The 26,171-nt window shown below is 30.1% G+C and carries 28 protein-coding genes; 10 read left to right on the top strand and 18 right to left on the bottom strand.

The features are described from left to right. Positions 1 to 5: 5 nt before the first annotated feature. Both BX611_RS12750 and scpA read left to right on the top strand, forming a co-directional pair. Positions 6 to 1,796: a methylmalonyl-CoA mutase family protein gene (locus tag BX611_RS12750; protein WP_115881854.1), complete on the top strand. Its 1,791-nt coding sequence runs from the start codon at positions 6 to 8 to the stop codon at positions 1,794 to 1,796. 4 nt (positions 1,797 to 1,800) lie between these two features. Continuing rightward, on the top strand, positions 1,801 to 3,933 hold the full coding sequence (gene scpA / locus BX611_RS12745) for a methylmalonyl-CoA mutase (protein WP_115881852.1): 2,133 nt from the start codon (positions 1,801 to 1,803) through the stop codon (positions 3,931 to 3,933). A gap of 155 nt (positions 3,934 to 4,088) precedes the next feature. On the opposite strand, the gene meaB is transcribed toward scpA, so the two are convergent. From meaB to BX611_RS12695, 10 genes are all read right to left on the bottom strand, one after another. Further along, entirely contained in the window at positions 4,089 to 5,093 is a 1,005-nt protein-coding gene (gene meaB, locus BX611_RS12740) for a methylmalonyl Co-A mutase-associated GTPase MeaB (protein WP_115881850.1), read from the bottom strand. Positions 5,094 to 5,224: 131 nt separating this feature from the next. After that, entirely contained in the window at positions 5,225 to 5,938 is a 714-nt protein-coding gene (locus BX611_RS12735; protein WP_115881848.1) for a Bax inhibitor-1/YccA family protein, read from the bottom strand. A gap of 60 nt (positions 5,939 to 5,998) precedes the next feature. Next, positions 5,999 to 6,781 (bottom strand): ABC transporter permease, encoded by a 783-nt coding sequence (locus BX611_RS12730; RefSeq protein WP_115881846.1) that lies wholly within the window; start codon positions 6,779 to 6,781, stop codon positions 5,999 to 6,001. After that, positions 6,774 to 7,481 (bottom strand): ABC transporter ATP-binding protein, encoded by a 708-nt coding sequence (locus BX611_RS12725; protein WP_115881844.1) that lies wholly within the window; start codon positions 7,479 to 7,481, stop codon positions 6,774 to 6,776. Before BX611_RS12725 ends, BX611_RS12730 begins: the two co-directional genes overlap by 8 nt. Then, positions 7,468 to 8,706 (bottom strand): nitrous oxide reductase family maturation protein NosD, encoded by a 1,239-nt coding sequence (locus BX611_RS12720; protein ID WP_115881842.1) that lies wholly within the window; start codon positions 8,704 to 8,706, stop codon positions 7,468 to 7,470. Before BX611_RS12720 ends, BX611_RS12725 begins: the two co-directional genes overlap by 14 nt. 2 nt (positions 8,707 to 8,708) lie before the next feature. Beyond that, complete coding sequence (locus BX611_RS12715) at positions 8,709 to 9,155, bottom strand: nitrous oxide reductase accessory protein NosL (RefSeq protein ID WP_115881840.1); 447 nt, start codon at positions 9,153 to 9,155, stop codon at positions 8,709 to 8,711. A gap of 80 nt (positions 9,156 to 9,235) precedes the next feature. Continuing rightward, entirely contained in the window at positions 9,236 to 9,823 is a 588-nt protein-coding gene (locus BX611_RS12710) for a hypothetical protein (RefSeq protein WP_115881838.1), read from the bottom strand. A gap of 177 nt (positions 9,824 to 10,000) precedes the next feature. After that, positions 10,001 to 11,980, bottom strand: a complete 1,980-nt coding sequence (nosZ, locus tag BX611_RS12705; RefSeq protein WP_115881836.1) for a Sec-dependent nitrous-oxide reductase — start codon at positions 11,978 to 11,980, stop codon at positions 10,001 to 10,003. Positions 11,981 to 12,019: 39 nt separating this feature from the next. Next, positions 12,020 to 12,496 carry a c-type cytochrome gene (locus tag BX611_RS12700; protein ID WP_115881834.1) on the bottom strand — a complete coding sequence of 159 codons (477 nt, stop codon included), beginning with the start codon at positions 12,494 to 12,496 and terminating at the stop codon, positions 12,020 to 12,022. 31 nt (positions 12,497 to 12,527) lie between these two features. After that, complete coding sequence (locus BX611_RS12695) at positions 12,528 to 13,106, bottom strand: fasciclin domain-containing protein (RefSeq protein WP_115881832.1); 579 nt, start codon at positions 13,104 to 13,106, stop codon at positions 12,528 to 12,530. A 240-nt stretch (positions 13,107 to 13,346) separates the two neighbouring features. Between BX611_RS12695 and BX611_RS12690 the strand changes: the two genes are divergently transcribed. After that, positions 13,347 to 13,946 (top strand): thioredoxin family protein, encoded by a 600-nt coding sequence (locus BX611_RS12690; protein ID WP_115881830.1) that lies wholly within the window; start codon positions 13,347 to 13,349, stop codon positions 13,944 to 13,946. Between the two features lie 46 nt (positions 13,947 to 13,992). After that, positions 13,993 to 14,475, top strand: a complete 483-nt coding sequence (locus BX611_RS12685) for an ABC transporter ATPase (RefSeq protein ID WP_115881828.1) — start codon at positions 13,993 to 13,995, stop codon at positions 14,473 to 14,475. On the opposite strand, the gene BX611_RS12680 is transcribed toward BX611_RS12685, so the two are convergent. From BX611_RS12680 to BX611_RS12660, 5 genes are read right to left on the bottom strand one after another with little or no spacing between them, the layout of a single operon-like run. Beyond that, positions 14,470 to 15,006, bottom strand: a complete 537-nt coding sequence (locus tag BX611_RS12680) for a hypothetical protein (RefSeq protein ID WP_115881826.1) — start codon at positions 15,004 to 15,006, stop codon at positions 14,470 to 14,472. The genes BX611_RS12685 and BX611_RS12680 overlap by 6 nt on opposite strands. Positions 15,007 to 15,021: 15 nt before the next feature. Next, positions 15,022 to 15,705, bottom strand: coding sequence for a tRNA pseudouridine(55) synthase TruB (gene truB / locus BX611_RS12675; protein WP_115881824.1), 684 nt, complete (start codon positions 15,703 to 15,705; stop codon positions 15,022 to 15,024). After that, positions 15,705 to 16,502: an undecaprenyl-diphosphate phosphatase gene (locus tag BX611_RS12670; protein ID WP_115881822.1), complete on the bottom strand. Its 798-nt coding sequence runs from the start codon at positions 16,500 to 16,502 to the stop codon at positions 15,705 to 15,707. Before BX611_RS12670 ends, truB begins: the two co-directional genes overlap by 1 nt. A gap of 3 nt (positions 16,503 to 16,505) precedes the next feature. Continuing rightward, a complete protein-coding gene (locus BX611_RS12665; protein ID WP_115881820.1) occupies positions 16,506 to 16,751 on the bottom strand; it encodes a DUF3098 domain-containing protein in 246 nt (81 codons plus the stop codon). A gap of 4 nt (positions 16,752 to 16,755) precedes the next feature. Then, positions 16,756 to 17,634 carry a cell division protein FtsX gene (locus BX611_RS12660; RefSeq protein ID WP_115881818.1) on the bottom strand — a complete coding sequence of 293 codons (879 nt, stop codon included), beginning with the start codon at positions 17,632 to 17,634 and terminating at the stop codon, positions 16,756 to 16,758. Positions 17,635 to 17,934: 300 nt separating this feature from the next. Here BX611_RS12660 and BX611_RS14970 point away from each other — a divergent pair, with 300 nt between their 5' ends. Further along, positions 17,935 to 18,240, top strand: coding sequence for a hypothetical protein (locus tag BX611_RS14970; protein WP_147296424.1), 306 nt, complete (start codon positions 17,935 to 17,937; stop codon positions 18,238 to 18,240). Here the strand turns inward: BX611_RS14970 and mce are convergent. Beyond that, positions 18,237 to 18,638, bottom strand: coding sequence for a methylmalonyl-CoA epimerase (mce, locus tag BX611_RS12650; RefSeq protein ID WP_115881814.1), 402 nt, complete (start codon positions 18,636 to 18,638; stop codon positions 18,237 to 18,239). The genes BX611_RS14970 and mce overlap by 4 nt on opposite strands. A 135-nt stretch (positions 18,639 to 18,773) precedes the next feature. Here mce and rbfA point away from each other — a divergent pair, with 135 nt between their 5' ends. After that, positions 18,774 to 19,166, top strand: coding sequence for a 30S ribosome-binding factor RbfA (gene rbfA, locus BX611_RS12645; protein WP_115881812.1), 393 nt, complete (start codon positions 18,774 to 18,776; stop codon positions 19,164 to 19,166). Between the two features lies 1 nt (position 19,167). Then, positions 19,168 to 20,370, top strand: coding sequence for an ABC transporter permease (locus tag BX611_RS12640; RefSeq protein WP_115881810.1), 1,203 nt, complete (start codon positions 19,168 to 19,170; stop codon positions 20,368 to 20,370). A gap of 119 nt (positions 20,371 to 20,489) precedes the next feature. Here BX611_RS12640 and dusB read toward each other — a convergent pair whose 3' ends face one another. After that, positions 20,490 to 21,470, bottom strand: a complete 981-nt coding sequence (gene dusB, locus BX611_RS12635; RefSeq protein WP_115881808.1) for a tRNA dihydrouridine synthase DusB — start codon at positions 21,468 to 21,470, stop codon at positions 20,490 to 20,492. Between the two features lie 91 nt (positions 21,471 to 21,561). On the opposite strand from dusB, the gene BX611_RS12630 reads away from it, so the two are divergent. The 3 genes from BX611_RS12630 to lepA all read left to right on the top strand — a co-directional run bounded on the left by BX611_RS12630 (position 21,562) and on the right by lepA (position 25,606). Continuing rightward, positions 21,562 to 22,665 carry a TolB family protein gene (locus tag BX611_RS12630; RefSeq protein ID WP_115881806.1) on the top strand — a complete coding sequence of 368 codons (1,104 nt, stop codon included), beginning with the start codon at positions 21,562 to 21,564 and terminating at the stop codon, positions 22,663 to 22,665. Between the two features lie 92 nt (positions 22,666 to 22,757). Continuing rightward, positions 22,758 to 23,738: a Gfo/Idh/MocA family protein gene (locus BX611_RS12625; protein ID WP_115881804.1), complete on the top strand. Its 981-nt coding sequence runs from the start codon at positions 22,758 to 22,760 to the stop codon at positions 23,736 to 23,738. A 71-nt stretch (positions 23,739 to 23,809) separates the two neighbouring features. Further along, complete coding sequence (lepA, locus tag BX611_RS12620; protein ID WP_115881802.1) at positions 23,810 to 25,606, top strand: translation elongation factor 4; 1,797 nt, start codon at positions 23,810 to 23,812, stop codon at positions 25,604 to 25,606. Positions 25,607 to 25,671: 65 nt separating this feature from the next. Here the strand turns inward: lepA and BX611_RS12615 are convergent, their stop codons facing one another. Next, the gene (locus BX611_RS12615) at positions 25,672 to 26,022 is read right to left on the bottom strand and encodes a 4Fe-4S binding protein (RefSeq protein ID WP_115881800.1); all 351 of its coding nucleotides are present in this window, start codon (positions 26,020 to 26,022) and stop codon (positions 25,672 to 25,674) included. Positions 26,023 to 26,171 lie beyond the last annotated feature (149 nt).

Here is a 26,171-nt window from a genome sequence, read left to right as displayed (position 1 = left end):
TTATTATGAATAGTAAAAAAAAACAACTTTTTTCTGAATTTCCACCTGTTTCAACGGAACAGTGGATGGAAAGAGTAACAGCAGATTTAAAAGGTGCTGATTTTGATAAAAAACTAGTTTGGAAAAATTTAAGTGGTATTAAAATTAATCCTTGTTACAATGCTGAAGACACTATTACTCAGCTTAAAAACACAGGAGAAAATTCACAATCACTAGTGAATTACCGTAACATAGTGGTTTCAAATGCTGAAAGCGGTAATAAACTTGCTATTAAAGCTGTTGAAGAAGGAATGAACGGAATTATTTTCCAATTAAAAGAAAATGTTTCTGTTATTACACTTTTAAACGGATTAGATTTAAACTCAACAACAGTTGCTTTTGAAATAGTAGCTGAAGCTGTTGCTTTCACTAAAGATTTAGTTGCTTTTGCAAAAGACAGCGACTTAAAAGGTTATATTAATACAGGAATTATTTCTAATTACACAACAACTGGTACTTTTGACACTAGTCAAGTTGAGGTTGCTGCAGAATTAGTAAAATTAACTGCTGATTTCCCTAATTTTAAAGCCATCACAATTTCTGGAACTGAATATTTAGATTCAGGTGCAAACCAAGTTCAGGAAATTGCTTACACTTTAAACTCTTTAGTTTTCTTAATTGAAAAACTTTCAGAAAAAGGTGTTGAAGTTCAAACAATATTTAACAACTTAAACTTTAAACTAGCTATTGGTTTAGAATATTTTGTTGAAATTGGAAAATTTAGAGCTTTCAATAATTTATTAGCTGAAGTAGCTGCAAAATATGGAGTTGTAGATTTTTCAAATACATTAACAGCAAAAACTTCTATTTGGAGTAAATCTGTAACCGATGCTGAAACAAATATGTTACGCGCTACAACTGAAGCAATGTCGGCTATCTTAGGAAATGTTGATGGTATTTTAGTTGATGCTTATGATAAAGAATTCAAAAATTCATCGGATTTTTCAAGTAGAATTGCTGGTAATATTACTACAATTTTAAGAGAAGAATCTTATTTTGGTAAAGTTGCAAATCCAGTTGATGGATCTTATTATATTGAAGAAGTTTCAACTAAAATTGCTGAAAAAGCATTGGAATTGTTTAAAGCAATTGAAGCTGATGGTGGTTTTTATACTGCATTTGAAAATGAAACAATTCAGCAACAAATTGCTGAAATACGTTTACAAAAATTGAAATTAATTAGTCAACGTAGAACACCAATGGTAGGTATTAACAAATACCCTAACTTAATGGAAAAAGTTGCTGCAAATTTGCTGTCTGAGGGTACAACTGATAATTCAAAAGTATTAACTCCTAGAAGAGCATCATTAGAAATTGAAGCTTTAAGAAGGGTAACAGAAGAATTAGTTGCTGAAACTAAAATACGTCCAATTGTTCAATTAGCTAGTTATGGTAACTTAACTATGCGTAAAGCCAGAGCAGCTTTTGCTTATGACTTTATTGGTGTAAGTGGTTTTGATGTTCACCAAGAAGAAAGTTTTGAAAGTGCTGAAGTAGCTGCTACAGAAAGTGCTAATTCAGACGCTCACGTAGTTGTTATTTGTAGTTCAGATCAAGATTATGATGAAACTGCTGTTGCGTTTATTAAAGCATTTAGAGCCTTAAATAGTAATAAAGTTTTACTATTAGCTGGAGCTCCTGAAAATATAAATGAATTGACTGAAGCTGGTTTGGATGGTGTTGTAAATATGAGATCAGACGTGCTGGTAACATTAACAGCTATTCAGAATAAAGTTCAAAAAACATTAAAAGACTAAGGATATGAAACCAGATTTTTCAGATATAAAATTAAATTCAGCTGTGAAACAAACAGCTGTAACTTCAGAGAATCAAGACGTTTGGAATACTCCTGAAGGAATCCCTGTAAAAAAACAATTTACAAAAGAAGATATTTCAGAAGCTGAACATTTAGGGTATGCTGCTGGTATACCTCCATTTTTAAGAGGTCCTTATAGTGCCATGTATGCTATGCGTCCTTGGACGGTTCGTCAGTACGCAGGTTTTTCAACTGCCGAAGAATCAAATGCTTTTTACAGAAGGAATTTAGCTGCAGGTCAAAAAGGACTTTCAGTTGCTTTTGATTTAGCTACTCACCGTGGATACGATTCAGATCATCCGCGTGTAACTGGTGATGTTGGTAAGGCAGGTGTTGCCATAGATTCTATTTTAGATATGGAAATTTTGTTCGATCAAATTCCATTAGATAAAATGTCTGTTTCTATGACAATGAACGGAGCCGTATTACCAATTATGGCCTTTTATATTGCTGCTGCAAGAAAACAAGGCGTTTCTTTAGACAAACTTTCTGGAACTATTCAGAATGATATTTTAAAGGAATTTATGGTGCGTAATACTTACATTTATCCGCCACTACCTTCAATGAAAATTATTGGTGATATTTTTGATTATACCACTAAAAACATGCCTAAATTTAACTCAATTTCAATTAGTGGTTACCATATGCAAGAAGCTGGTGCAACTGCAGATATTGAATTGGCTTACACCTTAGCCGATGGTATGGAATACATCAGAACCGGGTTAAAATCTGGTTTAAAAATTGATGAATTTGCACCTCGTTTATCCTTCTTCTGGGCAGTAGGAATGAATCATTTTATGGAAATTGCAAAAATGCGTGCTGCACGTATGCTTTGGGCAAAAATCATAAAATCATTCAATCCAACAAATCCAAAGTCAATGGCATTGCGTACTCATAGTCAAACTTCAGGGTGGAGTTTAAGTGAGCAAGATCCTTTTAACAATGTAGCTCGTACTTGTATTGAAGCTATGGCTGCTGGATTAGGAGGGACACAATCACTGCACACAAATGCATTGGATGAAGCAATTGCTTTACCTACAGATTTCTCAGCAAGAATTGCCCGTAATACACAGATTTTTATTCAAGATGAAACTCAAATGACTAAAGCAGTTGATCCTTGGGCTGGTTCTTATTATGTTGAGTATTTAACGCAAGAGATTGCTAAAAAAGCTTGGAAATTAATTGAAGAGGTAGAAGAATTAGGTGGAATGGCAAAAGCTATTGAAACTGGTGTTCCAAAAATGCGTATTGAGGAAGCTTCTGCTCGTAAACAAGCACGTTTAGATTCTGGTCAGGATATATTGGTTGGAGTGAATAAATTTCAAACCAAAGAAAAGTCTAATATTGAAATTTTAGAAGTTGATAATACTGTTGTAAGAGATTCTCAAATTGAACGTTTGAAAAAGTTAAGAGCAAATAGAGATCAAGCTGTTGTTGATGCAAATTTAGCTACTTTATCTAAATGCGCTGAAACTGGCGAAGGCAATTTATTAGCTTTAGCTGTTGAAGCTGCTGAAAATTTTGCTACTTTAGGTGAAATTTCTGATGCTTTAGAGGTTCATTTTGGAAGACATAAAGCGGATACTAAATTAATAAGTGGTGTGTACGGAAAAGAAGTAAATAACGATAGTACGTTTGCAAAAGCGCAAAAATTGGCTGATAAATTTGCAGAAATTGAAGGTCGTAGACCAAGAGTTATGATTGCGAAAATGGGACAAGATGGTCACGATAGAGGGGCAAAAGTTGTTGCTTCCAGTTTTGCTGATTTAGGTTTTGATGTGGATATGGGATCTTTATTCCAAACACCAGAAGAAGTTGCAAAACAAGCTGTTGAAAACGATGTGCATTTTATTGGTGCTTCCAGTTTAGCTGCAGGTCATAAAACGTTAATTCCCCAATTAATTGGCGAATTAGAAAAATTAGGAAGACCTGATATTATGGTTTTTGCTGGTGGAGTTATACCTGCTCAAGATTATGATTATTTATTAGAAAGAAAAGTAGCAGCCATTTTTGGTCCTGGAACTGTAATTTCTGAATCTGCTATTACTATTATGGAAAAATATTTAGAGCAAGAATAAGTTGTAAATAATTGATACAAAAAACCCAACATTTTTAATGTTGGGTTTTTATTTTTTAATTAAGTTTTCGTTAATCTTCGATTTCAGCATCGCTTAATGAGGTATTCAAGTTTAATGAGATTCTGAAATAAATTCAGAATGGAGCTCTTTTAAAATTAAAGAGTCTTTTTAAACTCATCCAAAACAATTTGGGCTGCTTTTACAGGTGAAATTTTGGCTGAAATAATTTCTTGTTCTAAAACTTTTAAATGCTTAGCAATAGCTTTAGAACCATAAAATAAATTTTTTAGTTCTTCATTAATATTGTTATACATCCACTGTATTTGCTGATGATTTCTGTTTTTTAAGAAATAACCATTTTCATCAACTAGTTTTTTAAATTTCTGAATTTCATCCCAAACATTAGAAATTCCAATATTTTTTATTGCAGAAGCTGTGCTTACTACTGGAGCCCAACCAGACTCAGATTGTGGAAAAATATGTAGCGCATTTTGATATTGCAATCGAGCCATTTCACTCATTCTAATATTATCGCCATCAGCTTTATTTATTACTACCATATCTGCCATTTCCATAATCCCTTTTTTAATGCCTTGTAATTCATCTCCTGCACCAGCCAACATTAATAATAAAAAGAAATCAGTCATTCCGTGAACAGCAGTTTCTGATTGTCCAACTCCAACAGTTTCAATTAAAACAACATCGTATCCGGCAGCTTCACAAAGTAACATAGTTTCGCCTGTTTTATTGGCAACACCACCTAAAGTGTCTCCAGAGGCTGAAGGACGAATATAGGCTTCTTCTAAGTTTGCCAATTCTTCCATTCTGGTTTTATCACCTAAAATACTTCCTTTAGAACGTTGGCTACTTGGATCAATAGATAATATTGCTACTCGATGCCCTTCCTTAACTAAATGTTTACCAAATGCTTCAATAAAGGTACTTTTTCCTACACCGGGAACGCCTGTAATACCAATACGAATTGAATTTCCTGAATGTGGTAATATTGCCTGAATTATTTCTTTTGCTAACGCTTTATCACTTTCTAAATTACTTTCAATTATGGTAATAGCACGTGATAAAAGAACTCGATCTCCTTTTAAAACGCCATTAATATATTCTATTGCAGATAACCTTCCTTTTGGCTTGTAGTTCTTCATTAATTTTAGGTCTAATAGCCAATTTTAAAATGGCTTTTGAAATCAAATTTTACAAGTAACAAAGATAAACATATTCATAAAGAGTGCCCTTTTAATTAAAATATTTCTTCTCTTTAAAATACAATATTTATCTATTTTCTATTTCCTAAAATTCTCAATAAAAACAGAAATAAGTTAATAAAATCAAGGTATAAAGTTAGTGCTCCCAAAATGGCATTTTTTTCCATACTTTCTTCATTTTCAAATCCATTCATTGCAATTCTTTTTAGCTTTTGAGTATCATAGGCTGTTAACCCTATAAATATTGCAACTCCTAAATATGAAATAATCCAAGACATCACTTCACTATTCATAAACATATTTACAACTGAAGCAATTATTATACCTATTAGAGCCATAAATGCCAAGTTTCCAATCTTGGTTAAATCACTTTTTGTGTAATAACCATATAAACTCATAACTCCAAAAGTTCCTGCTGTAATAATAAATGTTGTTGAAATAGATGCTGAAGTATAAACAAGAAAAATAACAGCCATTGTTAATCCATTTAAAGCAGTATATGCTAAAAATAGTAAGGTAGCATTATAGGAACTCAACTTATTTATTCTTGCAGAAATATAGCCAACTAAAGCCAATTCGCCAATAATTAATCCAAAAAATAATATTCTATTTCCAATTATTGCTTTCATCATCATTTCTGATTGCGAAGTAAAATATGCAACCAAACCTGTTAGCAGTAATGCAATAGCCATCCAATTATAAACCTTCGTTAAATAAACTGAAATGTTATGACTTAAGTCTAATTGTTTTTGACTAAAATTTGAACCTGATAAATTATTTTCCATAGTACGTTATATAAATTTACAACAAAAATAGAACACTAGATTCACACTAAAAAAGTAATTCTAGAAATCTTTTTTTCGAAGCTTGAAATTCATTCTAACAATTGGAATTAACACCCAAAAAACCAAAATTAACATTGAAAGTAACATTCCTAAATTTGTTCCAAAAAATTTACGAAATACCGCTCCTGTATATCCCAATAAAGCAGAAATATCTAACTTTAATAAAATTAATATTCGTGATAAATCAATAGGATTAAACATTGTTGCTACCAAAGAAAATTTATCTAATGGATATTCATTAAACATCACTAAAGAAATTAGGAAAATACCATCATAAACAACTGCTAAAAAAAGCCACATTAAAATAGCATATCCAAAACCTTTAATTTTATTTTCAGTAGAAAGTGCAATATTATATGAAAGTGCAACAAAAATAAAATTCAAAAAAGTACCAACTACCAACAATAAACTAAAATTAAATATTGCAGTAGATTTAAACAATCCGTATAAAACAAAAGGAATTCCTAAACCTAAAACTAAACTTAATGTTAATGAAATTGAAATACCAAGATATTGCCCCATAAATATTTTACTTCTGTTTATAGGCTGCGCCAACAACAATTCGGTAAATTCTTTAGAGTTATAATAATACATAACCCCAAATATGGTTCCAATTAACGGAGTTAAAACAATGATAATATTCATTAAGGTGATAACCGCTTTATTAACATCATTATTTAAAAACAACAGTACAAATCCCAACAATAAATAAAATAGAAAATAAACGTAACTCCAACGGCTACGCATTAAATCATAAAAACTGTATTTTAATATTTTAAGCATATTGTTTCGATATTAAATTAGCAATTGCATGTTCTAAATCGTCATTGTTTGTTTGTTTTTTAAGCTCATCTATAGCTCCCTTAAAGTATATTTTTCCATCTAACAAAAATACAATTTCATCGGCAACTTCATTTACAAAGCTCATAATGTGTGTGGTAATTAAAATAGTTTTCCCTTTTTCCTTTTCTTTTTTAATGAGTTCTTTTAAATGAATTAGCGCTATTGGATCTAACCCGTTTGTTGGCTCATCTAGGATAATTAAATTACTATCAAACATAAAAGTTAAAACAATATTTACCTTTTGTTTTGTTCCACCGGAAAGATTTCCCAATTTTTTTTGCAAGGAATCATTCAATCCAAACAAATCAATTAGTTCTTGCTCATTTGATTCTTTTGGTCGAAGATTTTTAACCATTTCAATTAATTCCTGTACTGATAAATTGGGTGGAAAATTAGCAATTTGTGGTAAATAGTTTAATTCGTTTCTATAACTCCATTTTTTTAAAACACTTTTATCGTTATAAAATATGTCTCCTTTTTGGGGAATTACCATTCCTAATAAACATTTTATTAGCGTTGTTTTACCTGAACCGTTTGGTCCAAGGATAGCGAAAATCCCACCTTTTTTAATGCTTAGATCCAGGCCGTCTAAAACCGCCAATTTCCCAAAACGTTTGTGTAAATTTTTAAATTGAATCATTTATTCTTTTCATTTTAGGGTTTTCATCCATCAAATCATCTGGCGTAAACACAGGTGATACTTTTTCCGAAAAATTTATAATATCCACAAATAAACTTCTTAATAAAACCAATGCTTCAGGGGTTTTATTTACAATGTAAGAAAATAGTTTTACAGGCCGATAAGGAATGTCTCCAATTCCATTTTTATCCAAATCGTAGCCTGTATACTCGCTCCAATAATTGTTTTCAAACTTATTATCATTCACCTTAGAATTGTATGCTAAATCCAACGAATTATACATAAAATCATTATTTGTGAAAATATTAGTATAGCAAGCACCCGCAATTTTTATTGCCCAACCGTTGCGTAAAAAAGTGTTGTTTTTGTAATTAATTCTAGTGCATCCTTCTCCATTAACTCCTATTGTATTTTCTTCAAATAAGTTATTATAAATTTCGGCATCATAAATTTCTTTTAATAACAAACCATAAGAAGCAGATCCCCAGTTGAGTCTAAATTTATTATGATGCATACTAATAAATTTAGAAAACATTACAGCAACGCCTGCTCCGTTATTTCTAAACTCGTTATGGTGGTATTCATTTTTATTTGAAAACATAAAATGCAATCCATAACGTAAATTATTAGTACTTAAATTATTATATACAATACTGTTTTTTACAAATTCAAAATAAATTCCGTCTCGCAAACCGGACAACTGGTTGTTGTAAACCTCCATGTTATCACCATCCCAAATATGAATGCCATTTCCAGAGCTGGCTTCACTTTTACGATTACTTGAAATTTTATTATTTCGAATAATTCCATTTTCAGATTTTTCAATTAAAATTCCAAAAAAAACACTTTCAAAAGTACAATCTTCAATTATAAAATCATGAGCTTTAACAACTTTAATAGCCGAATAGTCAACTGTATAACTGGAACCAACATTAATTATCTTTAAATTTCTAATTGTGAAGTTATCTGCTTCAATAGTAAAAATTTCACCAACTTCTTCCCCATCAATTACAGCACCTTTTTCACCTTTTAAAACTACTGACTTGTTAACAATTAATCCATGCTCTTTATACAATCCTGTTTTAATAAGTACTTCATCACCATTCTCTGCAATTTCCAAAGCTTCCCTTATTGATTTAATAGAACAACTTTCGCAAACCTCAATTTGTTTTGCTTGAACAAAACTTATAAAAAACAGAAAAAAAAGTAGACTATTATTTTTCATTATTAGTTATTAGAAAAATGTTTTTTTAAAGATACCCAAGTATATGTTTTCCCTGAATATTGTTGTTGTAATTCATTTATTTTTTCTGAATTTTCTACTGCTGAAAGATTGGCTCCCATAGGACTTTTAATTGCCGAACTAATTAAATACATTGCGGTTTTAGCATCAATCATTTCTCCTGGATTTCCATAATTAGCCACTAAAATAAGAGATAAATTCGCTTCGTTTTTTTCACTTAAATCGTTCACTAAGCACTCAATTGCATCAAATTTAAACTGCTTCCCTTTTTTAGTTACAAATTGAGCAGCATGTGTTTTATCAACTATATTCATCCTGCAAAAACTACATTGATCTTCTCCATATACAATAGATTCTGGTTCAACTTTACAAGAAATGGTAAACAATAGTATAAACGCACCAATAATTGGTTTCAGAAATTTGAATTTCATTATTTTGATTTTTTAGATTTAAATATACATTAAAACAAGTATATTTTTTAAAAATACACTTGTTTTAATGTATATATTATTTATTCCTTTGCTTCCTTTTTACCAACAAAAAAGGCTACAAAAGTCATTAATAAACCAACAAACATAAGATAAGCGCCTGTTCGTGGATACGAGTGTGCTGTAAAATTTAAAATGTATTTTGTACCAAAAAGCGGTGGCTGAAATCCCATTACTGAACCATCTGGATTTTTAAAATTCATAATGGCTTTTGGGTTTAAATTATGACCGTAATCGTACTCCCATAAGTAAAAATCGTACATTCCTGCAGTACCTAATAAACACATTAAAATTAACCATAATATAAATAATTTATAGTTACCTATAAAACCTATAGTTACACCTAAAACTACCATAATACCAATAACCCAAGGAAATATTTTAAACTCTGGAATGTTTTCAGGAATGTATTGCATACCAACATAATGGTTCATTAAATTGATGTTTTTTATATCGAATTCATGAGTGTCGGAAAATTTATTAATATGAATGTCCATTCCTAACGGAATTGGATACTGAGGTGCTTCTAAGGTGATATTCCATAAAGGAAATACAAATAAGCCCAATAAAAGTAGGGAACCTACAATCATTAACAATTTAGATTTTTTCATTATTATTAAGTTTTAATTAAAATTCTTTTTATTTATTCTATTCAAATAAAACTTAAGGAGACGATTCGTGTAAGCAGCATGAAAAATTTTTCATATCAAATTTTATTAAAAACGGGCAAGAATAATTAACTCTCTGCCCGTTTAGGTTCTCTTTAAAATCAATCTAAAAAAAGAATATTATTCTGCATCAACTGCATCGCCATCTAAAGTATACGTTAAAGGAACATTGGATCCTTTTGGAGATACTCTAACATAACCTTGCATTTCTTGATGCAATGCAGAACAGAAATCTGTACAATAAAATGGCCAAACACCAATTTGTTTAGGTTCCCAAATAAATGTTTCTGTTTGTCCTGGCATTATTAATAATTCTGATGTGTTTGCTCCAATCATTGCAATTCCATGTGGCACATCATAATCTTGCTCAAGATTAGTAACATGGAAATAAACTTTATCGCCAACCTGAACACCTTCAATATTATCAGGAGCAAAATGCGAACGAATCATGGTCATATAAATATGTACTTCATTTCCATCTCGTACTACTTTAGCTTCTGCCTCAGATTTGGTAACATATTTATGTTTACTTTCTTCTAATTTAAATATTTTTTTTGAATTGGCTTCTAAAATACTCGCTGGAATACCTGCTGCATAATGAGGTTCTCCAATAGTTGGAAAATCTAATAACAATTCCATTTTATCTCCGGAAATATCATATAATTGAGCTGATTGTGTTACTTCCGGACCAGTTGGTATATAACGGTCTTTTGTAATTTTGTTCATAGCTAATACATATTTACCAAATGGTTTTCTTGAATTTCCTCCAGGAATCATTAAGTGACCAACTGAATAATAGGTTGGTTTTCTATCAATAACTTCCCAAGTTCCTAATTTCCATTTTACTACTTCAGAAGAGATGAAGAATGTTGTATATGCGTTTCCTTTACCATCAAATTCTGTATGCAGTGGACCTAAACCCGGTTGTTTAACTGATCCAGCTAAAGTTGCCTCATATTGCAAAATTGGAATTCCATATGCATCTCCATCAAATTTTTTCTCATCTATAGCTTTTATCATTTTACTAAATGAATGTATTGTTAACTCAGCAGCCAATTTACCACTTCCTACAATGTATTCACCTGAAGGATCAACATCACAACCATGTGGAGATTTAGGAGTTGGCATAAAATAAATTGCTCCGGGAACATCACTAGGATTTACAATTACTATTTCATCTTTCATAGTTGTTGTTGCTGCATGAGTTTCTTCATCATAAACATTATGTGCATATTTTGCAGGAGCTTTTGTTCCTCCACCGTTATTTACATATTCTTCAATTTTTTTCCAATTTATTGCAGCAATAAAATCTTTATCATTTTGTGAAGCATTAACTTCTAACAATGAGTTTGCTTCCTCTGTATTATAAGTTGTAAAGAAAAACCATCCGTGAGAATCCCCTCTTCCTGGATGAGATAAATCATAGTTAAAACCAGGCATCATAATTTGAAACTTGATATCCATTGCTCCATCCTTTGGATCTACAGCTATAAAAGTTAAAGCTCCTTTAAAATTACCTTTATATTCATCTATAGGCATATCTTTTTGTGGATAAGGAACACTAAAACGAGTTCCTGCAACAACATATTCTGTATTTTCGGTTACAAAAGATGAACTGTGATTACCTGCTGAATTAGGAATTTCAATAATTTCTGTTGTTTCAAAAGTGGTTAAATCAATTTTTGCAATACGAGGCGTATTATTTCCATTAATAAAAACATATCTTCCATCTAACTCACCTGCTGTTTGAGAAATATCCGGATGATGTGAATCATCCCAAGGAATAAATCCATGAGAAGTATTTAACATAGGTTTTGTTTCTTCATTAAAACCATATGCTTTTTCAGCATCTACTGAAAAAACCGGAATTACTTTAAATAATCTACCTGATGGCAATCCATAAACAGCTAACTGACCACTAAAACCACCTGATACGAATGCATAAAATTCATCGTGTTCTCCCGGAGCTACATAAACTTTCTCCGCAGCACTGCTTGACAATGCTCCTTGAGATCCTTTTTCTGAGCCTCCATTTCCACAACTACTTAGCACTAAAGAAAGTACTGTAATTGCTAATAAAGATTTAAAAATTGTTTTCATATTATACTATTTGTTTGTTGTTAATTTTTGTTTAATCTCCTATTCTTCTTTAGTTGAAGCTGTTTTTGTTCTAAAGTATTCTAAAATTGCTCTAGCTTCATTTTCTGTTAAACTTTGATTGGCCATTGGAGCTAAATATTCTTCTAATAATTTTTTAGCTGTTGGATTTTTAGCCACCATTTCTTCTGGATTTAAAATCATGTTCATAATCCATTCTGGAGAACGTCTTTCAGTTATTCCAAGCAAAGCTGGCCCAACTACTCTTTTACTAATTTTATGGCAAGCAGAACATTTTGACACAAATAAAGCCTTTCCTTCAACTGCCAATGTTTCATCAATTTTGGAAAGTGTAATGCTTGTAATTGGTCCAACTCCCTTATCTTCCATCGGATCAACTTCAGCAACTTCTTTTGCTACTGCTTCAGGTTCTGCAACTTTTTCCGCCTTTTTACCTTCACCTCCACAACTTGATATAAATGCAACAGCAATAATTAATACTAATATTTTTAATTTCATTCTATTATTTTTTATTTTTACTTTAATTATTTTATTCTTCTGGCACTAATACATTATCAATTACGTGTATCCAGCCATTACTAACTTGCACTGTTTTCAAAATTTTTGTACCTCCAACATAAAGCCCATCTTCCTTTTGTTCAACAATTAAATATTTACCCGAAGCCATATATAATTTTCGTCCTTTTTTCGCTTCTTTAGCTAATTGCGTATCAGGATAATTTGCAGGTGCCACATGGTTTATTAAAATAAAGGCCAATTTAGCTTTGTTTTCAGGTAACAATAAACTTGAAACAGTTCCTTCAGGAAGTTTATCAAAGGCTGCGTTTATAGGAGCAAAAATGGTTAATGGCCCTACATTTACAACTGCATCTTCAACACCTGCAGCTTCAATTGCTGCAACTAAGGTTGAAAAATCGTCAATTGATTTCGCTACTTGCAACGCATTTGCAGCTGAAACATCATCTACCACACCCGATTGTCCTTGAGCATCAGAGCTAGTCTCGGTTTGCTTTTCACTAACTTCTTGTTTTTTATTTCCATTACCACATGAGGTAATAAAAATCGCTATTACTACTAAAAGCGAGAAAATTAAATTGTTATTTTTCATAATTTAACTATTAATAATATGTTAATAAACTAAGCAAATGTACTATTACACAATTACTTATAATATGACAAATGTCATTAAACAGATATAAAGATGTTTTTATCTTTATTTGACTTGTAACAAAAGTAACAATTCTTATTTAAAAACAAAATCTAATTTTGTAATAAAATTAAGCCTACATCTTTAAAGGTAAGGTTTTTAAATTTAGAACGTTAATTTTTTTTATAAATAGAACTACAAATGAATAATACATTAATAAAAAATAGCATTAGAAGAGGAGTTTCATATGCTACTTACAGAACTTTAATTAAAGGTCTTTTGGTTGAAGGAAAATCTACAGGAACTGAGCAAAGTGAAGCTCTTTTTAATTATAGCCAGTTAAATGATAAGAGAATGGATAGGCTTGATAAAACATTAAAAATTTCTGAAGAAACTCAAAACTCTTTAAATCAACTAAAAAATGGCTATACTTTTTTAGTAATTGCTGAAGGTTGGTGTGGAGATGCTGCTCAAATATTACCTGTTATTAATAAAATTGCTGAAGCTTCAGCTAAAATTAATTTAAAAGTGGTTTGTAGAGATGAAAATGATGAGTTAATGAATCAGTTTTTAACTAATGGAAGCAAATCAATTCCTAAAATTTTAATAGTTGACAATAACTATGAAGTTATTAATTCTTGGGGACCAAGACCTTCTGTTGCTACAAAAATGGTGTTGGATTACAAAGAAAAAAATGGCATTATAGATGCTGAATTTAAAAAGGATTTACAAATTTGGTACAATAAAGACAAGGGAACTAATACTCAAAAAGATATAGTAGAATTACTGAGAGCTTCTTAAGTAGCAATCAACTATTTTAAATACCTTTGCTACCTAAATTTTAATAATGATTGTAGATTTTAAAGAAATTCCAAAATGGTGTAAATTATGGGTGTTTCCTTCAAGTAGAAAGTTTTATCCACAAGAAATTACTGAATTAACAGCAAGTATTGAAACTTTTTTAAATGATTGGTCTTCAGACGATGAAAGTTTTAAGTGTGCTTTTGAATTAAAATATGATCGTTTTATTATTATTTCAGTGGACGATTCTGAAAAAAACTTGAGTTTAAAAACGCATAATAAATTAGCCACATTTATTTTAAGTCTTGAATCTAAGTATGAAGTTTTGCTATTAGACAAAATTAATGTTTGCTATAAACAAGGTGAATTTGTGCAATACAAAGATTTAAAGGAGTTTAAAAAAATGATGAAAAACAAAGGTGTTTCTCAGAAAACAATTGTATTTAATAATATGATAAACACCAAAGAAGAATTAGAAAACGATTGGGAAATAAACATAATGGATAGTTGGTTAGGTAGATTTTTATAAAAATATCATCCCTAAACCAAAAGAGAGACTGTTTAATCTTCCGTTTTCAAATTTAGCAATTTTCTTTTGATGAAAATCTACATTTAGCACAAAACTATGTGAACTTTCAGTAGAAATATGATATCCAATTCCCACTTTATAATAGTTACCTCTTTCAAATGCTTTTCCAATTTTTAACAATTTTCCAACTCCACCACCAATATAAAATGTATCATCATCAACCTGAACAAGTGTAAATTTAGAATCGAGATAATAGGGGATTGCTAAAACATCCAAGTCAGGATGCCAATCAAACCCTAAATTTATACCTACAGCTACAAAATTATTTAGTTTAACATTAAACCCGTTACGAAGCATTATTGCTCTCGGTACAATTAAAGCCCAATCAACTTCATCAAAGTATTCATCATATTCACCAAAATTTTCGTTGGCGGTGAATGTAGTATTTATGGTAAAATTATAATTAATATCGCGTTGAGAATAACTTATTAAACTGGCAAAAAAAGTAACAATGAAAAATAGCTTTTTCATAAAGTATACGATGCTTTAAATATTTTCTATAAACGCATCAATTGTTGTAGCGTTATTAACTTGAAACTCACCAATTTTTGTTCTTCTTAGTGCTGATAAATGTGCACCGGAATTTAAAGCAATACCAAAATCATAAGCTAAAGATCGAATGTAAGTTCCTTTGCTGCAAACAACTCTAAATTCAACTTTAGGAAAGTTTATTTTTGTTATTTCAAATTCAGAAATTGTAATTTTTCTAGCTTTTATTTCAGTTGTTTCACCAGCTCTTGCTAATTCATACAAACGTTTTCCATCTTTTTTTATGGCTGAAAAAATGGGTGGTTTCTGAGCTATTTCTCCAATAAATTGTTTTGAAGTTTCGTGTATTAATGCTTCTGTAATATGCTCAATAGGATAAGTACTATCAATTTCTGTCTCTAAATCGTAGCTTGGTGTAGTGGCTCCTAAGGTAATTTCACCAGTATATTCTTTTACTTGCGCTTGAAATTCTTCAATTTTTTTAGTGAATTTACCTGTGCAAATTATTAATAATCCAGTTGCTAACGGATCTAAAGTGCCAGCATGTCCAACTTTAATGTTTTTAATTTTAAAGTGTTGTTTTATATGCCAGCGTAATTTATTAACTACTTGAAAAGAAGTCCAGTTTAAAGGTTTATCAATTAATAAAACTTGTCCGTTTTTATAATCTTCTAAATTCATTAATTATTTAATAAAGTTATTGCAATTGCTATTATTCCAACAATAAAACAGTACAATGCAAAATAAGAAAGTTTGCTTTTTTTCACAATTGAAAGCATCCATTTGCAAGCAAATAACCCAGCTATAAATGATGCTAAAAACCCAATACTTAAAACTCCAATTTGACCGTTATTAAAATTTATTGAACCAGATAATAGATCTTTACCAATTTTACCAAAAATTAGAGGTACTACCATTAAAAATGAAAAACGTGCAGCTTTTGTTCTATCTATTCCTAATAAAACCGATGAAGAAATTGTTGCTCCAGATCTAGAAATACCTGGTAAAATTGCTAATGCTTGTGAAATACCAATTACAATTGCATTAAAAAAAGAAACGTTTTTTGTAGTGCTTTTAGCTTTATCAGCAAATAGTAAAAGTAAAGAGGTTACAATAAGCATAAAACCTACCAACAAAATTTGGCCGCTAAAAAAAGATTCAAATTCTTCTTCAAAAAAAAGACCGGCAATTACTGCTGGAATCATTGATAAAATTATTTTTAATGAAAATTGAAATTCTTCATTCCATTTAAATTGAAACAATCCCTTAATAATTTCAGATACTTCTTTTCTAAATATAACTAATGTACTTAAAGCTGTTGCAAAATGTAATACAACTGTAAATGTTAAACTTTCATTTGGTAACAATTTATCACCAAAAAGTGCTTTTGCTATTTCTAAATGCCCGCTTGATGAAACTGGTAAAAATTCAGTTAATCCTTGAATAATACCTAAGATTATAGCTTCAATATAACTCATAAATTATTTTGAAGGTTTTACTATAATGGCGTAAATTTCAATAGCTAAACCTATTAAAACTAATGTTGGTGCCAATCTAATTCTTCTAAAATTATAAATAGCTTCGTTAAAAATTTCTGGGTTATCACTACCTCCGCCTGCCATTAGAATAAATCCTAAACTAATAAAAGCCAATCCAATAAGCATTATTACATAGTTTTTTTTACCAAAAAGGAAATTGCTTTTATGTGCTTCTTTTTTCTTATTCATTGTATTAGTAATATAGTTCGTCTGTTCTTAAATTTAAAAAACGTTGTGTAGCAAAAAACGTACTTATCCAAGTAATTAGTATACCCATAGCAATTATAAATACAAATAATAGTGCTAAAACTTTATAATCTGCAAGTAATTCTATTTCAGGGACTACTCTGTTTATGTAAAATATAAATCCGAGTAAACATACAATTGAAACAAGCGCTCCCAAAATACCAAGTTTAATGCTTTTCCAAATAAATGGTTTTCTAATAAATCCTTTTGTTGCCCCAACCATTTGCATTGTTTTAATGGTGAATCTTTTTGAATATACCGAAAGGCGAATTGAACTATTAATAAGTACAACTGCAATTAAGGTAAATAAAGTACTAAATAAGAGCATCCAAAAACTTATTCTGTTGATGTTTTTTGTTAATAGTTCTATTAAGGGTTTATCATAAACTACTTCGGCAACAATGCTTCTATTTAAAAGTTGCTTTTCTATTTCAACCATTTTTTCGGGTGTTACAAACTCCGATTTTAAGCTAACATCAATCGCATTTTTTAATGGATTATCACCTAAAAATTCTACAAAATTTTCACCAATTTCCGCTGCGTATTTTTCAGCGGCATCTTTTTTTGAAATGTAAATTACTTCTTTTGAATATTCAGCTTTTTTTAATTCTGCCTGTAAAATCTCAACGTCATTAGATTTTGCATTGTCTGTTAAAAAAATAGTAAGTGCCACTTTTTCTTTAAAGTGTTTAGTAATACTATTGGTTTTTAGTAGAATAAGACCTAAAAATCCAACTAAAAACAGCACCAAAGCAATACTTATTATTACTGAAAAGTATGAAGACCGCAATCTTCTTTTTTGATATTTATCAAATGAATTATTCAAAAGAAATATTATTAGTTAATGGTGCAATATACAAATTGTTGTTGAAAGGATTAATTGTTTAAATGCTGTTTTTAAATAATATTGGCATGAAAATATAATTATTTCTTTAAATAATTAAACAATCAAATTTTATTAATTTTCTAGTTCTTTTTGTGAACCCTCAAAACGAAACTATATAAAAGATAGATTATAAAAACCAATACAGATAAAACTAACAATATATAACTAAAATTCCAAAAAATAGTAGCAGCTCTTTCGCCACCTCTAAATACATTTTTGTTTGAAAAATTATAAGCCCAATTGTCAGCTAAAAAATATCCAATTACACCCCAAAAGCAACCTGATAGAATTAAAAAAAATATTATTTTTTTAAAAAATCTTAAAACTTTAGTATTAGCATTGTATATATTTTTGAATCCTGAATATAAAATTGTTGGAAACGCAATTAAACCTAACCAGGTAATTATTGTTCCAAAAGGCATTTCTATTGTTTCAATAAAAGGTTTTGTTAATAATTTTGAGCCAAAAAAAATTAACAAAAAACTACTTAAAAATATTATTAAAGAACTGATGAAAATTAATCTTCGTTTCATTTTCACATACTAATTAACATCTTGACACAATTCAATCAACACTCCATTTGTTGATTTTGGATGTAAAAAAACCACTAATTTATTATCAGCTCCTTTTTTAGGAGTTTCATTTAAAACAATAAACCCTTCTTTTTTTAAACGATTTACTTCACTTAAAATATCAGCTACAGCAAATGCAATATGATGAATTCCTTCTCCTTTTTTTGCAATAAATTTTGAAATAGGACTTTCCGAATTGGTACCCTCTAATAATTCTATTTTATTTGGTCCTGCTTCAAAAAATGATGTTTTTACACCTTCACTTTCTACAGTTTCAACTTTGTAATGAGGTTTTCCAAAAAGGTTTGTAAATAATTCATTCGATTTTTCCAGATTTTTTACTGCAATACCAATATGTTCAATTTTGTTCATTTTTTGCCTTTTTAAATAAATTTGAATCAAAGTTACAGAATAATTAAAATTAAAAATCTCTAAAAAAGCACATAATTTTAAAACAATGGTAAGTAAAAACAGAAATTGTGTACATTTAAATCTTATTTTTGCAAAATGGAAACAAACAGACAAAAGAAAATAGCAGGAGTTTTACAAAAGGACTTGGCAGAAGTGTTACAAAATGCAGCACGAGACGGAATGAAGGGCGTTATTATATCTGTTACCAAAGTACAAGTTACCTCAGATTTAGGGCAGGCAAAAGTTTATATTAGTGTTTTTCCTCAGTTAAAACGCGAAATTATACTAAAAGGAGTACAGGAAAACACTTCTTCAATTCGCTATGAAATGGCTAAGCGAACTCGCGATCAACTTAGACGTATGCCGGAATTATCTTTTTTTATTGATGATAGTTTAGATTATATTGAAGATATTGACAATGCTTTGCAAGGCAAAAAAGATAATCCAATTAAAAATCCGGATATTTTAGACAAACGTCAAAAACGATAACTTGAATTTTCCTTTATACATAGCTAAACGATATTTATTTTCAAAAAGCAGCAATAACACAATAAATATTATTACAATTATTGCAGCAATTGGTGTAATTATTGGCACATTAGCCTTGTTTATTGTACTTTCAGGTTTTTCAGGTTTAAGAACATTTAGTATTGGTTTTTTAAATACTTCAGATCCTGATATAAAAATTACTTCTGTAAAAGGGAAATCGTTTTTATTTAATGAAATAATAAAAGAAAATATTGACAATCAGTTAGGTATTGCTTCTTATTCTAAAATAATTGAAGAACGTGCTTTTTTTGAATTCAATAAAAAAACACATATTGCTTATATAAAAGGCGTAGATAGCAACTATTCTAAAGTAAACAGAATAGACTCAACCGTATATGTTGGTACATGGTTAGATAAAGAAATTCCTATAGGAGCAGTAGTTGGTAACGGTATTTCTAATATACTGTCAGTAGGTATTTTCGATTTTATGGAACCTTTAAAAATTTATGTTCCAAAACCAGGGAAAGGATACGAGTTAAATCCAAAAAATGCTTTCAATCAAATTGAAACTCAGCCGATAGGTATTTTTGCTTTAACGGATGAAATTGATAAAAAATTCACCTTTATTTCTTTAGATTTGGCGCAAACCTTATTGAATTATAAGTCCGAACAAATTTCAGCAATTGAGCTAAAAGTTAATGATATTGATAACAGAGATGAAATTATTTTAGAATTAAAAAACAAACTGGGATCCGACTTTAATATTGAAACCAGAGAACAGTTAAATGCTGTTTTTTACAAAATGTTGAATACTGAAAATTTGGCTTCGTATTTAATTTTTACATTAATTTTAATTATTGCATTATTCAATGTTATTGGTGCTATAATTATGATGATTTTAGATAAGAAAGACAACTTAAAAACACTCTATAGCTTAGGAGCAACTATTAGAGAAATTAAGCGCGTATTTATTTTACAAGGATTTTTATTATCACTTTTTGGGTTAATTATTGGGCTTTCAATCGGAATTTTATTAGTGTTATTACAAAAAAAATATGCACTATTTATGATAACTCAACATTTAGCATATCCTGTTGAATTTACATTTTTCAATGTATTTTCAGTAGTAGTAACTATGTTAGTATTAGGCTATTTAGCTTCCTTAATTGCGAGTAGTAGAATTTCTAAAAAATTGGTAGAATAATTTCCCTAACCTCCAAAAGGGGAATTAAATAGGAAAGTGAAATAACCTTATTTTATAGGTTTTAATCAAAAAGCACTTTAACCTTTGCACCGCTGTAACTTTGCCTCTTTGTAACATAATTACGCAAATTTCTGCAAAACCTCTTCAAAAACATTAAAAACATCCTGTGCACTATCTGAAGTAACCATTTTTAAACGGTATTCTTTAAAATGTGGAATTCCTTTAAAATAGTTGGTATAATGCCTACGAGTTTCCATAACGCCCACAATTTCACTTTCTTTCCAGTCAATTTCAAGCTGTAAATGACGTTTTGCCATTTCAACCCTATCAGCAATTGTTATTTCAGGTAAATGTTCACCAGTTTCAAAAAAGTGTTTTACTTGTTTAAAAAACCAAGGATTCCCAATACTTGCTCGTCCAATCATTGCGCCATCCAAACCAAATTTATCGCGCATTTCCATAGCTTTTTCAGGCGTATTTACATCTCCATTTCCAAATACAGGAATATGCATTCTCGAGTTATTTTTAACTTCAGCTATTGGAGCCCAATTTGCACTACCTTTATACATTTGTGCACGTGTTCTTCCGTGAATAGAAATTGCTGCACAGCCAACATCTTGTAAACGTTCAGCAACTTCAACAATTTTTATAGAAGACTCATCCCAGCCCAATCTAGTTTTAACAGTTATGGGTAAATTAGTATGTTTAACCATAGCTTTAGTTAAACTCACCATTAAATCAATATCCTTTAAAATACCAGCGCCAGCTCCTTTGCTCACAACTTTTTTTACTGGACAACCAAAATTTATATCAATAATATCCGGATTAGACTGCTCTACAATCTCAACCGTTCTTAACATAGATTCTAAATTTGCCCCAAAAATTTGAATACCAACTGGACGTTCTTTTTCATAAATATCCAATTTTTTCCTGCTTTTTGCTGCATCACGTATTAATCCCTCACTTGAAATAAATTCAGTATACACCACATCAGCTCCTTGTTCTTTACATAATGCTCTAAACGGTGGGTCGCTCACATCTTCCATTGGTGCTAACAATAACGGAAAATCGTTTAATTCTATATCTCCTATTTTTACCAAATCAAAAAATTAAGTGCGCAAAAATACATAAATTTAATTATTTCTAAATTCATTCATAAAATTGTATTTTTGAAATCAAACAAATTAAATTATGAAATTAAAAATCTCGGTTATGTTACTTTCAATAGCATTCTTTGGATGTAAATCTAAACAAAACAAAACAAGTTACGATGCAAAATCTGGAGCTACTAAAATTGTAAACACATTACATTATCCGCAAGAAAAACATTTAAAAAACATTAAGCAGTTAACTTTTGGCGGGGATAATGCCGAGGCTTATTGGAGTTTTGATAATAAGAAATTAGTTTTTCAGGCTAGTAATGTATGGGATTTAGAATGTGACCAAATTTTTACTATGGATATAAATGACGATTTAAGTAATGGTGAAAAACCTCAATTAGTAAGTACAGGTTTAGGAAGAACTACGTGTAGTTATTTTTTACCAGGTAATGAAACAATTATTTATTCATCTACACATTTAGCCGACGAAAACTGTCCACCAGCACCCAAAAAAGAAGATTATGGAAACAAATATATTTGGCCAGTTTATAAAGGTTTTGACATATTTGTTGCGGATACAAAAGGAAATCAACTAAAACAATTAACTTTTGAAGATGGTTATGATGCAGAACCAACAGTTTCTCCAAAAGGTGATAAAATTGTTTTTACTTCTACAAGAACAGGTGATTTGGAATTATTTACAATGAATATTGATGGATCTGATGTAAAACAAGTTACTAATGAATTAGGGTACGATGGTGGTGCTTTTTTCTCTCCTGATGGAACAAAATTAATTTTCCGTTCTTCTCGTCCTAAAACTGAAGAGGAGATTAAAGAATACAAAGATTTATTAGCAGAAGGTTTGGTGCAGCCAACTAATATGGAATTATATGTATGTAATATTGATGGTAGCGATTTACGTAAAATTACCAATTTAGGAAGTGCAAATTGGGCACCATTTTTTCATCCTTCAGGTAAAAAAGTTATTTTTTCATCTAACCATAAAACGAAACATAGTTTTAATTTATTTATGATTAATGTGGATGGTTCAGGATTAGAGCAAATTACTTTTGATACTGTTTTTGATGCTTTTCCAATGTTTTCTCCAGATGGTAAAAAAATAGTTTTTTCTTCAAACCGAAATAATAACGGAACACATGATACCAATTTATTTATTGCAGATTGGGTAGATTAATTATACGCGAAACCTAACATGTTTTCAAAACCTGTTAGGATTCGTTTTTCAGCTTTAAAATAAACTGTATTTTTATATTTAAAATAAATAAAATGGCTAAAAAATACAATTGGGCAATTTTAGGATGTGGTAATATTGCAAAAAAATTCTCAAAAGAATTAAAAGGCTTACCCAATGCTAATTTATACGCAACAGCATCTAGAAATATAGAAAATGCCGAAAATTTTGCAACTGAATTTGGGTTTGAAAAAGCGTATGGTTCTTATGAAGAAATGGTTAAAGATCCAAAAGTAGATGTAGTGTATATTGCAACACCTCATAATTTTCATTTAGAACATTCCTTACTTTGTTTAAAGCATAAAAAAGCTGTTTTATGTGAAAAAGCCTTTGCAATAAATACCAAAGAAGTAACACAAATGATAAGCGCTTCAAAACAAAATAATACTTTTTTAATGGAAGCATTTTGGGTTGCTTTTAGACCTAAACAAAAAAAAGTACTGGAAATTATTAAATCTGAAAATTTAGGAAAACTTAAATTTGTAAAATCAGACTTTTTTTTCAAGGGAGATTATAATCCGAATAGTAGGTTATATAATATTAATTTGGGAGGTGGTTCCTTGTTAGATATAGGAATTTATCCTGTTTTTACGGCTTTAATGTTACTCGGAATTCCAGATGAAATAAAAACATTAGCTCATTTTAGCCCAACAGGTTCAGAAGAAAGTATTTCTATGTTATTTGGTTATATAAATGGAGAAACAGCTGTATTATCTTCTAGTTTTGAAGCCAGTTATAAAAATGATGTAGAATTAATTTTTGAAAAAGGGTGTATAAAATACCATCGTTTTTCTGGTAATCCTATTGAATTGACTATTAATGATACAATTCAGGAAATAAATTTTGATGCGGGTCCAAATATGGGATACCAATTTGAGGCTATTCACGTTATGGAATGTTTAGATAAGCAACTTATAGAAAGCCCTGTTTTAACTAACAAAGTAAGCTTAGATTTAATAAATATTTTAGATGCGGTTAGAAAAGATGCTAATATAATTTACCCAAATCATGACTAGATTTAATTTTCATTTTTAGAACAATTATTTGGTTATCTTTGCGCCAAATATAGTAGATAGGATTACGAAGTATGAAAAACATCAGAAATTTTTGCATTATTGCACATATTGATCACGGTAAAAGTACCTTGGCTGATAGATTATTAAGTCAAACAGGAACTGTAACTGCTCGTGAAGAGCAAGCTCAGTTGTTAGACAATATGGATTTGGAGCGTGAGCGTGGTATTACAATTAAAAGTCATGCCATTCAAATGGATTATATATATGAAGGAGAAAAATATGTTTTAAATTTAATTGATACTCCGGGACACGTAGATTTTTCTTATGAAGTTTCCAGATCAATTGCAGCTTGTGAAGGTGCACTTTTAATTGTAGATGCTGCACAAAGTATACAAGCACAAACAATTTCTAATTTGTATTTGGCTTTAGAAAATGATTTAGAAATAATTCCTGTTTTAAATAAAGTAGATTTACCAGGCGCAAACCCAGAAGAAGTTACCGATGATATAGTTGATTTATTAGGATGCGATCCTGAAGAGGTTATTCATGCAAGTGGAAAAACTGGCTTTGGTGTGGATAATATTTTAAAAGCAATTATTGAAAGAGTTCCAGCTCCAAAAGGAGATGTAAATGCTCCACTACAAGCATTAATATTCGATTCTGTTTATAATTCATATAGAGGTGTAGAAACCTATTTTAGAGTTATGAACGGTGAAATTAAAAAAGGCCAAAGAATCAAATTTATGGCTACAAAAAATGAATATTTTGCTGATGAAGTTGGTACTTTAAAATTAAAACAAGTACCCAAACAAAGTATAAAGGCAGGTGATGTAGGTTATTTAATTACTGGAGTTAAAACAGCTAGTGAAATTAAAGTTGGTGATACAATTACGGATGCAGTAAACCCAACTAAAAATAGAATTGAAGGATTTGAGGATGTAAAACCGATGGTTTTTGCTGGTATTTACCCTGTTGATACAGAGGACTACGAAGAACTTCGTAATTCAATGGAAAAATTACAATTAAACGATGCTTCGTTGGTATTTATTCCAGAAAGTTCAGCTGCCTTAGGTTTTGGTTTTAGATGTGGGTTCTTAGGAATGTTACATTTAGAAATTATTCAGGAAAGGTTGGAACGAGAGTTTGATATGACAGTAATTACAACTGTACCAAACGTGTCATACCACGCATTTACGAACAAAAATCCTGATACGATACTTTTAGTAAATAATCCTTCAGATTTACCTGAACCTTCAAAATTAAACCGTGTTGAAGAACCTTTTATAAAAGCAACAATAATTACAAAATCCGATTTTGTTGGACCAGTAATGAGTTTGTGTATTGAAAAACGTGGACAAATAGTAAATCAAACTTATTTAACTCCAGAAAGAGTTGAATTAACTTTTGAAATGCCTTTGGCTGAAATTGTTTTCGATTTTTACGATCGTTTAAAAACTGTTTCAAAAGGATATGCATCTTTTGATTACCATCCAATTGGATTAAAAGCTTCTAAATTAGTTAAAGTTGATATTTTATTAAACGGACAATCAGTGGATGCTCTATCTGCATTAATTCACGCAGATAATGCGTATTCCATTGGAAAAAAAATGTGTGAAAAATTACGTCAGTTAATTCCTCGTCAACAATTTGATATTCCAATTCAAGCAGCAATTGGTGCTAAAATTATTTCTCGTGAAACTGTAAAAGCCTTGAGAAAAGATGTAACAGCAAAATGTTATGGAGGAGATATTTCTCGTAAACGTAAATTATTGGAGAAACAAAAGAAAGGTAAAAAACGTATGCGTCAAGTGGGGAATGTTGAAATTCCTCAGGAAGCATTTATGGCTGTTTTAAAGCTAAATGACTAAAAATCAAAGTATATAACATAAAAAAAGCACCGAAATTCGGTGCTTTTTTTATGTTTAGTTGAGAATTATTCTCCGTGTAACCAAGCTTTTTTAGCTAACAATTGTTCTTCAGTTTCTTCATGATCCTCATCAGGAACACAACAATCAACTGGACAAACAGAAGCACATTGTGGCTCATCGTGAAAACCTTTACATTCTGTACATTTATCAGTTACAATAAAGTAAAATTCATCAGATAATGGTTCGTTCATCTCATCTGCATCCGCTTCTTCTCCATTAGGTAAAGTAATTGTACCGCTTAATGAAGTTTCGTCAGCATATGCCCACTCACTATCTGGTTCGTAAATTGCATTATTTGGACACTCTGAAATACAAGCATCACAATTTATACATTCGTCTGTTATTTTAATAGCCATGTCTATTTATTTTAAAAAATTAAATTATCCACAAAATTATAAATTTTTACACAAAACAATGTGACAAAAGTCATTTACTATTCTAAAAAGTAAATTTAAATTTGATCGAAATAATTTGCACAAAAATTATTTTCATAAATTTAAATAAA

It is taken from the genome of Lutibacter oceani, from assembly GCF_003384935.1.
Classification (GTDB): domain Bacteria; phylum Bacteroidota; class Bacteroidia; order Flavobacteriales; family Flavobacteriaceae; genus Lutibacter; species Lutibacter oceani.
The sequence above is the reverse complement of the archived record's forward strand: the minus strand, read 5'-3'. Positions and strand labels throughout refer to the sequence as shown.

Excerpts from the sequence above, each read along its gene's own strand:
- meaB (WP_115881850.1), bottom strand. The coding sequence starts at position 5,093 with ATGAAGAACTACAAGCCAAAAGGAAGGTTATCTGCAATAGAATATATT.
- BX611_RS12750 (WP_115881854.1), top strand. The coding sequence starts at position 6 with ATGAATAGTAAAAAAAAACAACTTTTTTCTGAATTTCCACCTGTTTCA.
- mce (WP_115881814.1), bottom strand. The coding sequence starts at position 18,638 with ATGAACAAAATTGAACATATTGGTATTGCAGTAAAAAATCTGGAAAAA.
- BX611_RS12730 (WP_115881846.1), bottom strand. The coding sequence starts at position 6,781 with ATGCTTAAAATATTAAAATACAGTTTTTATGATTTAATGCGTAGCCGT.
- scpA (WP_115881852.1), top strand. The coding sequence starts at position 1,801 with ATGAAACCAGATTTTTCAGATATAAAATTAAATTCAGCTGTGAAACAA.
- BX611_RS12665 (WP_115881820.1), bottom strand. The coding sequence starts at position 16,751 with ATGAATAAGAAAAAAGAAGCACATAAAAGCAATTTCCTTTTTGGTAAA.
- BX611_RS12615 (WP_115881800.1), bottom strand. The coding sequence starts at position 26,022 with ATGGCTATTAAAATAACAGACGAATGTATAAATTGTGATGCTTGTATT.
- rbfA (WP_115881812.1), top strand. The coding sequence starts at position 18,774 with ATGGAAACAAACAGACAAAAGAAAATAGCAGGAGTTTTACAAAAGGAC.
- BX611_RS12735 (WP_115881848.1), bottom strand. The coding sequence starts at position 5,938 with ATGGAAAATAATTTATCAGGTTCAAATTTTAGTCAAAAACAATTAGAC.
- truB (WP_115881824.1), bottom strand. The coding sequence starts at position 15,705 with ATGAATTTAGAAGATTATAAAAACGGACAAGTTTTATTAATTGATAAA.
- BX611_RS12695 (WP_115881832.1), bottom strand. The coding sequence starts at position 13,106 with ATGAAAAATAACAATTTAATTTTCTCGCTTTTAGTAGTAATAGCGATT.
- BX611_RS12700 (WP_115881834.1), bottom strand. The coding sequence starts at position 12,496 with ATGAAATTAAAAATATTAGTATTAATTATTGCTGTTGCATTTATATCA.
- BX611_RS12625 (WP_115881804.1), top strand. The coding sequence starts at position 22,758 with ATGGCTAAAAAATACAATTGGGCAATTTTAGGATGTGGTAATATTGCA.
- BX611_RS12715 (WP_115881840.1), bottom strand. The coding sequence starts at position 9,155 with ATGAAATTCAAATTTCTGAAACCAATTATTGGTGCGTTTATACTATTG.
- BX611_RS12720 (WP_115881842.1), bottom strand. The coding sequence starts at position 8,706 with ATGAAAAATAATAGTCTACTTTTTTTTCTGTTTTTTATAAGTTTTGTT.
- BX611_RS12685 (WP_115881828.1), top strand. The coding sequence starts at position 13,993 with ATGATTGTAGATTTTAAAGAAATTCCAAAATGGTGTAAATTATGGGTG.
- BX611_RS12725 (WP_115881844.1), bottom strand. The coding sequence starts at position 7,481 with ATGATTCAATTTAAAAATTTACACAAACGTTTTGGGAAATTGGCGGTT.
- BX611_RS12680 (WP_115881826.1), bottom strand. The coding sequence starts at position 15,006 with ATGAAAAAGCTATTTTTCATTGTTACTTTTTTTGCCAGTTTAATAAGT.
- BX611_RS12690 (WP_115881830.1), top strand. The coding sequence starts at position 13,347 with ATGAATAATACATTAATAAAAAATAGCATTAGAAGAGGAGTTTCATAT.
- lepA (WP_115881802.1), top strand. The coding sequence starts at position 23,810 with ATGAAAAACATCAGAAATTTTTGCATTATTGCACATATTGATCACGGT.
- nosZ (WP_115881836.1), bottom strand. The coding sequence starts at position 11,980 with ATGAAAACAATTTTTAAATCTTTATTAGCAATTACAGTACTTTCTTTA.
- BX611_RS12670 (WP_115881822.1), bottom strand. The coding sequence starts at position 16,502 with ATGAGTTATATTGAAGCTATAATCTTAGGTATTATTCAAGGATTAACT.
- BX611_RS12710 (WP_115881838.1), bottom strand. The coding sequence starts at position 9,823 with ATGAAAAAATCTAAATTGTTAATGATTGTAGGTTCCCTACTTTTATTG.
- BX611_RS12630 (WP_115881806.1), top strand. The coding sequence starts at position 21,562 with ATGAAATTAAAAATCTCGGTTATGTTACTTTCAATAGCATTCTTTGGA.